This window comes from Wolbachia endosymbiont (group B) of Horisme vitalbata, assembly GCF_964028625.1.
Classification (GTDB): Bacteria; Pseudomonadota; Alphaproteobacteria; order Rickettsiales; family Anaplasmataceae; genus Wolbachia.
The window spans coordinates 647,078-659,623 of sequence record NZ_OZ034797.1 but is presented as its reverse complement, the minus strand read 5'-3'; the positions used below and the strand labels follow the sequence as shown (position 1 = coordinate 659,623).

Sequence of the window (12,546 nt, the reverse complement as noted above, 5' to 3'; positions counted from 1 at the left end):
ACTCTATCTGTCTGCTGATTCGCATAATTCTAAAGCAGAGTTTTCTAACTCAGAGATAGCATTATTAATGTTGTCTAAGTCATTTTCCTGTAAAGCGTCTTTTGCGTTCTGTAGTAAAATTTTTAACTTTTGCTCAGTGGAAACATTTTCAACTAGATGTATGAGCTTGTTACCGTTAATTTTAGCCTCTGCAAGGGAACGAGCCTTCATGTCTTCATCAAAGTTACTTACTGACTGATTGACCATATCTTGAATATCTTCTTCACTTAAGCCAGAGCTTGAATTTATTTCAACTGTCTGTTCGACTCCAGTAGTTTTTTCTCTTGCAGTGACAGTCAATATTCCATCAATGCTAACTGTAAATCCTATTTCAACTTTTGCAGAACCTGCAGGCAATTGTGGTATACCTTTGAGTTCAAATCGTGCTAGAGATTTATTATCTTTTATCATTTCACGTTCTCCTTGACAAACGTGAATTTTCATTGCTGTTTGCCCGTTAGCGTAAGTTGTAAACTCTTTTATTTCTGAAACTGGTAGTGGTGTATTTCTTGGTATAATTTTTTCAACTATTCCCCCCATAGTTTCTATGCCAAGTGATAAAGGCAGCACATCAAGGAGAATATTCCTATCTTTTGAGTTTGAAGTTAAATAATGAGCCTGCAAAGCTGCCCCATTGGCAACTGCTTTGTCCGGATCCACATCATTCAGCACTTTATTGCCAAAGAGTTTGATTAGTGAATTTTGCACTAATGGCACTCTAGTTGCGCCACCAACTAAAATTACCCCTTTTATATCATCGATTTTAAGATCTATGTTGCTTATAGTACGAGTAACTATATTTATAGTCTTATTAACCAAAGGACTGATTGCTTGCTCGAATTCTTCTTTGGTAATTTTGCACTTAAATAATTCACCATTGATGCTGAATTCAAAAGTGCCAGAGGTATCTTCACTTAGGTACTCTTTTATAGCACGTATATTGCAGATACCAGTTTTAGTGTATGAATGTTGTAATTTGTAGGTAGTTGTATCAGATGGTGCAGTGCTTGACACTGGAATCCAGTTCTTATTATATAACTTTCTGGTGTGTTCACTTGCAATCAAACTTTCTGGATCCCAGACTGGGATGACACTAGAGCATTTTTTATTTAAACCTACCTGTTCTCTATACTTTTTAAGCACGATTAAACTAAGTAGATGATCAAAATCATCACCACCAAGTTTAGTATCACCACCAACTGCAAGAACTTGAAACACTCCTTGATGTAATTTTAATATTGAAATGTCAAATGTTCCACCACCGAGGTCATAAACTGCATATATGCCACTGTTATTGTTCTTTCCAATGGAGTAAGAAAGTGCTGCAGCGGTTGGTTCATTAATGAGGCGAAGAACATCTATGCCAGCTAATTTTGCTGCATATTTGGTTGCGTTACGTGCTGAATCATCAAAATAAGCTGGTACAGTAATCACTGCTTTGTTAACTTTCATCCCTGTGAATTTTTTTACCCTCTTGCATAGAGTTTTTAGTATCTCAGCAGAGATCTCAATAGGAGTGAGATACTTTTCTTCTGAGCATTTTACCCTAATAACTTTTTCACTTTCGTTATCTATTTCACAATTGATACCTTCTTTATGCAAGTCTTTAACACTTTTACCCATTAAGCGTTTTATAGAGCAGATAGCGTTTTCGCCAACATCGTAGCCTACTTTTAGTACATCCTTTTCATATGAAATGACAGAAGGTAATAGTTCACGACCTTGCTCATCTTTAAATATTTCTACATTGCCAGCTTTATTTACCATGGCAATTAAAGAGTTAGTAGTTCCAAGATCTATACCAAAAACTACCTCATTTGAACTTGGTTCAGAAATTTGAACTGGCCGCATTTTCCTTTATCTCCTCAAATGACTTATATAAATATCTCAATCTAAAAACTTGCGTAGCAGCTTCATCAAAATTTTTTGTAGCAAAAGCATTAATTAGGTTTTTAGTACAATCTTTTACCTTTTCATCAATCATCCTACTTGCAAATTGTAAATCATCGCAGTCTAGAAAGTATTCTCTTATTTCCATTGATTCATTTAATATTTCAGGATCAAGATGCTCTTTTTTGCTTTGTACGTCAAAAAGATCCAACAAATGTTCGGCACGCTTTAGCGGTGACTTCAGTACCTGATAAGCTTTGTTGATATTTTCCATATTTTTGGACTCTCTTTCATTTATATCAGTTTTGCTTAGCTCAATATATTTTTTCTCCAGCTCATCAAAGCTGATGTTAAAAGCCGGTTCAATTCCAAATAATGTGAAATGGTTGCTAGACATGAAAACTCTCTCCACAACCACATTTTCCTTTCTCATTAGGATTTTTGAAAATAAAACCTGATGAGAATTTTTCCTCTACATAATCCATTTCAGAGCCAAGGATAAACATGATAGATTTTGGATCGATCAGCACCTTGACTTTTTGATCATCACTGCAGCTTTCTTCAATTACCGACTCCAAAGGACGAACATCATATGCATATTCAATATCATATTTTAAACCAGAGCATCCTTTTTGCTTAATTAGAACTCTTATTCCTATTGCTTCTTCAAGGTTAGCATGCTTCTTTTTGTCCAATAAAAACCTTACCCTCTCTACTGCATTTGCAGTTAGAGTGATAGGTTTTTTAACAGAATTTACTCCTTGAAATTCACTCATATTCCTCAATGTTTTTGTTTATTTTGATAATCATGAATAGCAGCTTTTATAGCATCCTCAGCAAGTACTGAACAGTGTATCTTTACTGGCGGCAAAGACAATTCTTCCACTATTTGAGTATTCTTTATCTTTGTTACATTCTCAATAGTTTTTCCTTTGATCATTTCTGTAAGCAAAGAACTTGAAGCTATAGCAGAACCACAACCAAAAGTTTTAAATTTTGCGTCTTCAATAACACCTTTATCGTTGACCTTTATTTGCAGTTTCATTACATCTCCGCATGATGGTGCACCAACTAAACCAGTACCAACATTTGGATCATTTTTATCCAGAGAACCAACATTCCTTGGATTTTCGTAATGATCTAAAATTTTCTCATTATAACTCATAGATTACCCGTAAACCATTACTTACATTATAACATATTTAGGTTAAAAACTAAAGTAAAATACACTAGCAAGCGGTACATTTTACTCACAAAATATATAGGTTACGAGTGTATTTACTTTACAAATACATATAGTGCATGTCATTCTTTATATGGTAATTTTAGAAGGAGTATTTCTTGAGTTTATTCAGTAATCTTTATCAAGGACTATTAAAAACCTCCTCCCGTTTTAGTGATGGAGTAAAAAATATTTTTTCTGGCAAAAAAAAATTAGATCAGTCGCTTTTAGATGATCTGGAAGAGCTGCTGATCAGCATGGACATAGGTCATAAAACTTCTAGATTGCTTATTGATAAGCTCGCAAGTATCAAATTTGAATCAGAAGTTGAGCATAGCGTTATCACACAGCAGTTAATGAGCGAAATAGAGTCGATATTAAACCCTGTAGTGCAGCCGCTCATTTTGAATAAAAAACCACACATAATAATGGTGTGCGGAGTGAATGGTAATGGAAAAACTACAACTATAGGTAAACTTGCCTATAAATATAAGGAAAAAGGGAAATCCGTTATGCTTGTTGCGTGCGACACATTCAGAGCTGCTGCTAGTGAACAGCTAAATATTTGGGCAGAACGTTCTGATTGCTCTATTGTTACTGGAGAGCACGGTAGCGATTCTGCAAGTGTGGCATATAGAGCTGTAAATCAAGCGATAAAAGATAGCGTTGATGTTGTTTTAATTGATACAGCGGGAAGGCTACAAAACAATGTAAATCTCATGCAAGAGCTGTCAAAAATACATAGAACGATAAAGAAATTGGATGATACTGCTCCTCATGATGTTATTTTAGTTCTTGATGCAACTACTGGCCAAAATGCTTATAGCCAATTAGAGGTCTTTAGTAAAATGGTTGGTGTTACCGGGTTAATTGTAACAAAGCTAGATGGTACTGCCAAAGGTGGAGTAGTGATTGGGCTTGCAGAAGCTTATAAGGTGAAATTACACGCTATAGGAATTGGTGAAAGTATAGAAGACCTGAGGGAATTTACTGGCAAAGAGTTTGCTGAAGCGCTGTTTAAATGTGATTGAAGATCTCTTTAATTTTCTAATATGACCAAGCTTAATTATCATGAGAAGCCGTTTTTAGATGGTATCATTCCAGTACTTCCTATTTGAGTAGCCTTTTCTTGTCATCCCAGTCTGGGATCCAGATTGCAAGTGGGTTGGGTGAGCCGTTAACGTATAAAAATTACTTCCGCATATTTTCAATCTCATTATAATTACAAATAGAGATATTTTAAGAGCTCAAAATCTATCTTTAGTCTGCAGACTTTTTAATCAAACTTATTAAAAAATGTATTCTTCAGTGTATATCTGTCGTATGTGCACTGCATTTTTTTCTAACTCTTTTTTACACAGGAGGATTTTATGTCCAGAATTCCAGATACTTGACCTTTACTTTAGCTAAAAACCAACTGGTACCTATGGTTTTAGAAAGTGTAGGAAATAGAAACGTTTCTGTTTTTTGAGTAATTAAAAACCACTTCAGCTTGTCACTCATGCCTAAAAAGTTATTATATTAATGTAATATTGATACTTGTATACCAACATAAATATATTTTAAAAATTTAAGGAGTATATTATGACAATGTCTACCACAAATTAGTGAGAAATTAGCAGCTAGCGCAAAAAGTCTCTTTGATGAGAGCGAAAAATTATTGCTTATAGCAGAGGAAATATATAATCAAGATCCAATGAATTTTTAATTACAGTAAAAACAGTAAAAAAAGAAGCCAGTGTCACCTACTCAGATGACATTATGGAAGCTGGGATAACATCCTTCCCACAAGCAAAATGTTCATGCAGATAATATTTAACTGTGATTGAAGATCTCTTTTAACTCTTTTATATGACCAAGCTTAATTATCTCAATATCATGAGAAGAATAATTGCCATTTTTAGGCATAATCGCTTTTTTAAATCCTAATTTTTGTGCTTCCCTTAGCCTGAGATCAGCATGCGAAACATTCCTAATTTCTCCTGAAAGTGCAACTTCACCGCAGATTATTGAAGAAGTTGGTAGCGGTAAATTTACTAAACTTGAAATAAGGGAAGCAGCAACAGCAAGATCAGCTGATGGTTCCTGTATTTTGAGTCCTCCTGCAATGTTTAGGTATACTTCTTTATCATGCAAAAACATTTTACAACGAGCACTTAGAACCGCGATTATCATAGCTAATCTATTAATATCCCAACCAACTACTGCTCTTCTTGGAGTTGCCATATTAGTCCTTGCTATTAATGCTTGCACTTCCATTAAGATTGGTCTTGAGCCTTCAACTCCTGCAAATACGGCGCTGCCAACTACTTCTCTATCATGTACGGTCAAGAATAATGATGATGGATTATCAACAGGCATGAGTCCTGCTTTAGACATCTCAAAAACACCAATTTCATTTGCAGGGCCAAATCTATTTTTAATAGTACGTAAAATGCGATATTGATTACTATTTTCACCCTCAAAATATAGTACTGTATCTACCATATGCTCCAGGGTTTTAGGTCCCGCTATTTGTCCATCTTTCGTTATATGGCCAACTATTAAGAGAGAAACACCATATTGCTTTGCAAGAACAGTCAATTCATGAGCGCAGGTACGGACTTGAGTTACAGTTCCTGGTGCTGATGTGACTTTGCTATCATACATAGTTTGTATAGAATCAATTATCAAGAACTTAATACTTTTATTTTTCCTTATTGTTGCTACTACATCAGTTAAAGATACTGTAGATAAAAGCTTAATTTTAGGTTCATTTATCTTAAGACGCTTTGCTCTGAGGCTCACTTGCTCTAAAGATTCCTCGCCAGATACATAAAGACATTCAAAAGAGGAAAGTTGTACAACATTAGCTGCAATCCTAAGCAAAAGAGTAGATTTTCCAATTCCAGGTTCACCACCAATTAAAATGCTAGCACCTTGAACGATACCTCCACCAAAAACTCTATCTAACTCTTCTATTCCTGTTAAAAAACGATCGGGGGTAATAATTTCACTATCTGATAACGCTTTTATTGAAATTGGTGCAGATGTACTTCTCGTTTCTGTTTTTAGTACTATTTCTTCGACAACCGTATCCCAACTGTCACATGCAATACACCTTCCTACCCACCTTCCAGTGCTATGACCGCAGAATTGACATACGTATGCAGTTTTCATAAAAGCCAAAATTATAATTGTAATAAAAATTAGCTAAATAAGTGAAATAAATTTAAATAGAGAAAATTACCAATCACACTTTTTATCTTGTGGTTTTATTTGCAATATTGCTACTAAGCTGACTAATAAGCAAAAAATTACATAAAGCCCAGCAGCAAAGTCTATTTTAGGAAACATTATAGTAAACCCAGTGCATATCATAGGAGTAAATCCACCATGCAGGGCATAAGAAATGTTACGTGATAAACTCACACCACTAAATCTAACATTAGTAGGAAAAAGCTCAGCAGTAACTATCCCTATAGGATTAATACCCCTCTCGATTATAGAAAGAGCCATCACACTCAACATAATTATTAGATAGCTTTTATAGTAATATGCAATAGATAACATAGGACAACATAATACCATTGTTATCACTATAAATAAGATTGCAGTGCGTTCTCTTCCTACTTTATCAGCTAAAATTCCAAGCACTATTGAAGATATCGGCATTAATATACTGGTTATAATGAGTACAACTTCGTTGACATACGTTGTTACATAAGTTTCAACAGACACTATTTCTTTTGCAATTGTTCTAAGAAATATGGTAAATCCAACAGCAACATTAACAGGTACAGATATTAAAATGGCAAGTATCAGGGCTCTTTTATAGCGTTTTGTAAGCTCTATTATTGGTAAATTAGGTAAATTTCTTTGTTCTCGATTTTTTTCATACACTGGAGTTTCTCCTAGTGTATATATACTATATGCGCTTATTAATCCTAAAATGGCTGAAAAAATAAACGGCAGCCTCCAACCCCAAGCGTTAAAATCAGTGGTTTTTTTACAGATGATCACTGCAACCACAGAGAGCAATATGCCAATAGAGCGACCAAAACTTATTATTCCAAAAAACATTCCTAGTTTTTTCTTATTAGGTAAATGCTCTATGAGATAAACAGAGCTACCTCCTTGCTCAGCGCCAAGTGCAACCCCTTGTATCAGATGGATTGTAAGAAGCAACATAGTAGAGGTTATTCCTATTTTACTATAACTTGGAATAAACGCAACGAGACTAGAAGGAATCGATATTAGCAAGATAGCAATCGTTAACGCCATTCTCCTTCCATACCTATCACCAATGTGACCAAATACGAATGCACCAAGTGGTCTTACCATTGCACCCAGTCCTGCAATTCCAAACAATTGCAATATGCTGTAGTAGATATCTTTTGCATAACAAAATTCTCTACTAATTATATTAACCAGATCAATAAAGAGCATATGGTCATACCATATTGCGATTCTACAGAGTATTGTTGCAATCAATACTCTTGTTTGTTGATTGTACACTTAGTTTAATTTGTAAATGTCTACTTATTTTTATTTTGGCTGCTTTTTAGAACTTTGCAACTCAAGCGTATGGCTTATATGTAAATATTATTAAAATTGTAACTTGCATAACCAGCCAGTCTGGGATCAAATAAAAAAATCTGGTCATCCGCTGGAATGACATGGTGGAATGTCCTTCTTGTCATTCCAGTACTCCTTTTCTTGTCATCCCAGTGCTCCGACACTGGGATCCATTTTTCCATCATCAGAAACGTTGATTACTTTTATACTCGTAAATTTAACTGGATCCCAGTGTCGGAGCACTGGGATGACACCTCTCTTAAATTACTTTAGCTACAAATATCAAGAAATTTACCAAGTAGAAAAAAGACAAAAGAAACCCCTTATTAGCTAGTTGTGACTCCTGAAAATTGGCCTGTCTTAAACAGCCCGTTTCAGCTTATATGGTTAAAAAACTGGAAGTTTTGTAAAGAAATAAGATGCACATAGTGCAAAAAATTAAAAATAAGACGACAACTGCGTTATGCTTTTGTCGTTTAATCTCCACAGACGAAGATAAATAGTATAGCGTTATCCTTATGGTAAGGGAGTTGGGAAAATTTGTAAAGTAGGCTCTTTCATTAGGTTTTTTGCTAACATTAAAACAATTCACTTAAAAAACTGAGAAGACCATTAAAATATTTTTTTACTTTTTATTCTATATATTTCAACATATTACCTTTAAGTACTAATAATTATGGCATTATTGATAGTTGAGTCGCCGGCAAAGGCAAAGACGATAGGTAAATATTTGAGTAAAGAATTTAAAGTGGCTGCATCCTTTGGCCACGTCAGAGATCTGCCAGCGAAGAATGGTTCTGTTGATCCTGATAATGACTTTGCCATGAAGTATGAGATTATTGAAAAAGCAGAAAAGTATGTAAAAGAGTTAGTCAAGGAAGCTAGTAAAACATCAGATATATACCTTGCAACAGATCCAGACAGAGAAGGGGAAGCAATAGCTTGGAATGTGATAGAGGCACTAAAGGAAAGAAAAGCAATCAATGATGAAAGCAACATTCATAGAGTAGTCTTTAACGAAATAACAAAAAGAGCAGTGCAAGAAGCTATAAAAAATCCACGTGAAATTAATATGGACTTAGTGCGTGCACAGCAAGCACGCAGAGCTTTGGATTATCTAGTTGGATTTAGCTTGTCACCGCTGCTGTGGACAAAATTGTCGGGAAGCAAATCTGCAGGGCGAGTGCAGTCTGTTGCATTAAAGCTTATATGCGAACGAGAGGATGAAATCAGTAAGTTTATAACACAGGAGTATTGGAGCATAAAGGCAGAAATGCAAAATAGCAAAGATGAGGCTTTTTTTGCTATGCTAAGCCACTATGACAATAAAAAGCTAGAAAAATTTGATATTAAGAATGAAGAAGAGGCAAAGAACTTAGTCAGGGAGATCGAGTCAAGGCAGTATGCTGTAAGCACAGTAGAACGCAAGCAAGTTAAGAGAAACCCGCTTCCTCCATTTATCACCTCAAGTCTTCAGCAAGATGCAGTGAATAAACTGTATTTTAATGTGAAAAATGTTATGCGAGTAGCGCAAAATTTATATGAAGGTATCAATATTGGTGGTGAAACCGTAGGGTTGATAACTTACATGCGTACAGATGGGTTTCATATTGCAGATGAGGCTATAAACTCAATCAGGGGATCAATTAAGTCATTATATGGTGATAAATATTTACCGCATTCTCCTCGTAAATATGTAAAAAAGGTCAAAAATGCTCAAGAAGCACATGAAGCAATCCGGCCAACTGATATTAATAGAACACCGGGTAGTATTAAGGATTACTTAACGCCAGAGCAATTTAAATTGTACGATTTAATCTGGAAAAGAACCATTGCAAGTCAAATGGAATCGGCGATTCTTGATCAAGTGGTAGTTGAAATTAGTTCTATTGACCAGAAAGTGATTCTGCGAGCAAGTGGATCAAGTATATTCTTTGATGGTTTTTATAAAGTTTATCAAGATAACATAGAAGCCGAAAATGAAGGCCTGCTACCTGCCATGAAGGAAGAGGAAGCGTGCAAGTTGATTTCTGTTGATCCGAAACAGCATTTTACTCAACCGCCACCTCGTTATAGTGAAGCGAGTATAGTAAAAAAAATGGAAGAAGTCGGTATAGGTCGCCCATCAACTTATGCAACAATTATTTCGGTATTACAAGATCGTGAATATGTTTCATTGGATAACAAAAGATTTATTCCAAGCAGCCGCGGTAAGATCGTGACTATATTTTTGGAAACTTTTTTTCAGCGTTGTGTAGAGTATGACTTTACAGCACAAATGGAAGAAAGGCTTGATTCAATCTCAAATGGACATGCAGATTGGAAAAAAGAACTAGGCTATTTTTGGGTGCCATTTTTTAATCATGTAAATTCTGTTAAGCAAATGACACATGATGAGATTTTTAGTGGTATTCATGATTTGGTAGTCAATTGGTTTTGCTCAGAGGAAGGAAAGGAAGAAATAGGTAAAAAATGTCCTAATTGCTCTGGTGGTATATTGAAATTAAATTTTGGAAAAGCCGGTGTGTTTCTTGGATGTTCTAACTATCCTGCATGCAATCATACAAAAGAAATTACGGGCAGTAATGACAATTCAGAATATCCAAAAAGTTTGGGTATAGATGATGTGACAGGCCAAGAGGTAATGATCAAAAAAGGTCCTTTTGGACTTTATCTGGAGTTTAATAGTGAGTCAGAAAAGAAAAAAAAGATTTCTGTACCAAAAGATATAAATGTTAATGATATTGATCTAAATACCGCCACTCGATTACTTTCCCTGCCGAAAATAATCGGAGAACACCCAGAAACTGGAAAGGAAGTAAAAATAGGTCTTGGACGATTTGGGTACTATATTCTCTATGATGGTCGATACTTTTCTCTTAAAAAAAGCTCTAAGGAGGTATTAGACACACAATTAAACGAAGCTATACAAATTATTGAGAGCAGCCCACGCAAAGAGCTAAAATCTCTTGGTTTTAATGAAAAGGGAAAAGAAGTTTTTATCTGCAACGGTAGGTACGGATTCTATATAAAATGCGGTAAAACAAACGTTGCTTTGGGCAAGAATGCAGATATTGAAAGTATAGATCTGAAGAAGGCTTTAGAGTTAATTAAGAATAAAAAGTAGACTTCTTGCATAACCATTCTTTATATGTTCTTTATTGTTGTTCCAGCGCTACACGCTGGAACTGAGAAAAAAAGAGCCTGAATTACAAGAAAGAAAATATTCAGATAACGAGAAAGTTGTCATCTGGTTAGCAGCTACAGTCGTGTGACGCAGACGTGCTAACAGGAAAATAGTCTCTATCAGAGTTAAGCTTTGCTGGCAAAATGAAAAGTAAGACCAGCTTCTATACCGTGTGTGTGAAACACTTGATTGCCTATACTGATACTTTCTTTGTGTAACTTCTGGTCCGATGGTTTTTGATTTTTATTCAATTCTAATATCTTTTTTCCATCTGAGTTTGCCTGTTGCTTTTCTTTCATTTCTCCTAACACCTCTGCTTCAAAATCAACATTACTACCAAGAACACCAAAACCTCTATATCCGATGTGCATATTTACATCTTCGTTTATACGATAATCAAAGCCAGCTTTCAATTGACCTGCAGGTCTTATTGACGATTTTTCAAACATCGTCATTCTTGTTCCACCAACTCCAATACCAACGTAAGGAGAAAAAGAAAAACTATCACTTTTCCAATAATGATAAACATTTGCCATTACAGATGCGTTTTCTACTTGGTCATGATTAATTACAGTTTTATACATATAAGTTTTTTTATTAGTACTCTCACCAACGTCTTTTAGATACGAAACAGTTACTTGATTACTTGATAAACCAATATTATCTACTTTTACAGAAGAGTACATCCCTTCCAATTCAGCTCTATAGCTATTATTGCCTAGTTCTCCTGTGTAACCAAACGTTACATTTGCAGCAAAAGGTGGGTTATAATCTCCTTTATACTTACTTATTAACTGACCTTCTGTTCTCTGAGAACCTGTCTTGAAAGGTAATGAAGAAAAGAGTATGATGAGGTAAGCAAAAAATAGGAGGGTAAGTTGTATCCAAGTGATATAAGTGACAAGGAATGGGAAATTTTAGAGCCCTATGTTGCACAAGGAGCGATAGGACGACCAAGAAAACATAACATAAGAACAATTATTAATGCAATAAGGTACATAATGAGGGGTGGTTGCCAGTGGAGAATGCTACCAAAAGATTTTCCTCCATGGAAAACGGTGTATGACTATTTTCTCAGGTGGCGTAATAATGGAAAATTGAAAAAAATACATGACATGCTAGTAAAAGAGGTAAGAAAAATGGTTGGCAAAAATGAAACACCTTCAGTAGGTATAATTGACAGTCAATCAGTGAAAACGACTCAAAAAGGGGATCAAGAGGATATGATGCCGGTAAAAAAATAAAGGGTAGAAAACGTCATATTATTGTAGATACACTAGGTCTTGTAATTACTGCAGAAGTACACAGCGCAAGCATTCAGGACCGTGATGGTGCTACCAATCTTTTTGTTCAAGCTAAATGCAAAGCTCCAACATTACGTAGGTTTTTTGCTGATCAAGGGTATAAAGGTAAATTACAAAATCGATGTTTGTTGGAAACTGGATGTTTGCTAACGATTACCAAGAAATTGGTTGATACAGGATTTCAAGTTATTCCTAAACGTTGGATTGTAGAACGAACCTTTGCCTGGCTTTCCAATTTTAGACGCATGAGCAAGGATTACGAACATTCTCCTCTTACTTCAAAAAACAATATCTTATTTAATATGATTACTTCTATGCTTACTAAATTAGCCAATTAACTCCTTTCA

9 protein-coding genes and 1 pseudogene are annotated in these 12,546 nt (G+C 35.1%); 3 read left to right on the top strand and 7 right to left on the bottom strand.

Annotated elements, in window-relative coordinates; genetic code table 11:
* Positions 1-3: 3 nt before the first annotated feature.
* The 4 genes from ABWU56_RS03240 to iscU are packed head-to-tail and all read right to left on the bottom strand — an operon-like array spanning position 4 to position 3,094.
* Positions 4-1,890, bottom strand: coding sequence for an Hsp70 family protein (locus tag ABWU56_RS03240; RefSeq protein WP_353281861.1), 1,887 nt, complete (start codon positions 1,888-1,890; stop codon positions 4-6).
* Positions 1,868-2,326 carry an iron-sulfur cluster co-chaperone HscB C-terminal domain-containing protein gene (locus ABWU56_RS03235; protein WP_006012616.1) on the bottom strand — a complete coding sequence of 153 codons (459 nt, stop codon included), beginning with the start codon at positions 2,324-2,326 and terminating at the stop codon, positions 1,868-1,870. The genes ABWU56_RS03240 and ABWU56_RS03235 overlap by 23 nt, the downstream gene beginning before the upstream one ends.
* On the bottom strand, positions 2,319-2,705 hold the full coding sequence (locus ABWU56_RS03230) for a HesB/IscA family protein (protein WP_006012614.1): 387 nt from the start codon (positions 2,703-2,705) through the stop codon (positions 2,319-2,321). Before ABWU56_RS03230 ends, ABWU56_RS03235 begins: the two co-directional genes overlap by 8 nt.
* A gap of 5 nt (positions 2,706-2,710) precedes the next feature.
* Positions 2,711-3,094, bottom strand: a complete 384-nt coding sequence (gene iscU / locus ABWU56_RS03225) for a Fe-S cluster assembly scaffold IscU (protein WP_007302620.1) — start codon at positions 3,092-3,094, stop codon at positions 2,711-2,713.
* 176 nt (positions 3,095-3,270) lie between these two features.
* On the opposite strand from iscU, the gene ftsY reads away from it, so the two are divergent.
* Complete coding sequence (gene ftsY, locus ABWU56_RS03220; protein WP_353281859.1) at positions 3,271-4,182, top strand: signal recognition particle-docking protein FtsY; 912 nt, start codon at positions 3,271-3,273, stop codon at positions 4,180-4,182.
* A gap of 784 nt (positions 4,183-4,966) precedes the next feature.
* On the opposite strand, the gene radA is transcribed toward ftsY, so the two are convergent.
* Together radA and ABWU56_RS03210 are read right to left on the bottom strand one after the other, a co-directional pair.
* Positions 4,967-6,310 carry a DNA repair protein RadA gene (gene radA / locus ABWU56_RS03215; RefSeq protein ID WP_052264751.1) on the bottom strand — a complete coding sequence of 448 codons (1,344 nt, stop codon included), beginning with the start codon at positions 6,308-6,310 and terminating at the stop codon, positions 4,967-4,969.
* A 66-nt stretch (positions 6,311-6,376) separates the two neighbouring features.
* Positions 6,377-7,648 (bottom strand): MFS transporter, encoded by a 1,272-nt coding sequence (locus tag ABWU56_RS03210; protein WP_353281857.1) that lies wholly within the window; start codon positions 7,646-7,648, stop codon positions 6,377-6,379.
* A 736-nt stretch (positions 7,649-8,384) separates the two neighbouring features.
* On the opposite strand from ABWU56_RS03210, the gene topA reads away from it, so the two are divergent.
* Positions 8,385-10,835 (top strand): type I DNA topoisomerase, encoded by a 2,451-nt coding sequence (gene topA / locus ABWU56_RS03205; RefSeq protein ID WP_010404951.1) that lies wholly within the window; start codon positions 8,385-8,387, stop codon positions 10,833-10,835.
* Between the two features lie 185 nt (positions 10,836-11,020).
* On the opposite strand, the pseudogene ABWU56_RS03200 reads toward topA, so the two are convergent.
* A pseudogene (locus tag ABWU56_RS03200) lies at positions 11,021-11,710 on the bottom strand (P44/Msp2 family outer membrane protein); the annotation flags it as partial.
* Positions 11,711-11,773: 63 nt separating this feature from the next.
* On the opposite strand from ABWU56_RS03200, the gene ABWU56_RS03195 reads away from it, so the two are divergent.
* A protein-coding gene (locus tag ABWU56_RS03195) for an IS5 family transposase (protein WP_353281091.1) occupies positions 11,774-12,537 on the top strand; the annotation gives its coding sequence in 2 pieces (ribosomal slippage) (positions 11,774-12,128 and positions 12,128-12,537; 765 coding nt in all).
* The last annotated feature ends 9 nt before the right edge of the window (positions 12,538-12,546 follow it).

Excerpts from the sequence above, each read along its gene's own strand:
- iscU (WP_007302620.1), bottom strand. The coding sequence starts at position 3,094 with ATGAGTTATAATGAGAAAATTTTAGATCATTACGAAAATCCAAGGAAT.
- topA (WP_010404951.1), top strand. The coding sequence starts at position 8,385 with ATGGCATTATTGATAGTTGAGTCGCCGGCAAAGGCAAAGACGATAGGT.
- ABWU56_RS03230 (WP_006012614.1), bottom strand. The coding sequence starts at position 2,705 with ATGAGTGAATTTCAAGGAGTAAATTCTGTTAAAAAACCTATCACTCTA.
- ABWU56_RS03235 (WP_006012616.1), bottom strand. The coding sequence starts at position 2,326 with ATGTCTAGCAACCATTTCACATTATTTGGAATTGAACCGGCTTTTAAC.
- ABWU56_RS03240 (WP_353281861.1), bottom strand. The coding sequence starts at position 1,890 with ATGCGGCCAGTTCAAATTTCTGAACCAAGTTCAAATGAGGTAGTTTTT.
- radA (WP_052264751.1), bottom strand. The coding sequence starts at position 6,310 with ATGAAAACTGCATACGTATGTCAATTCTGCGGTCATAGCACTGGAAGG.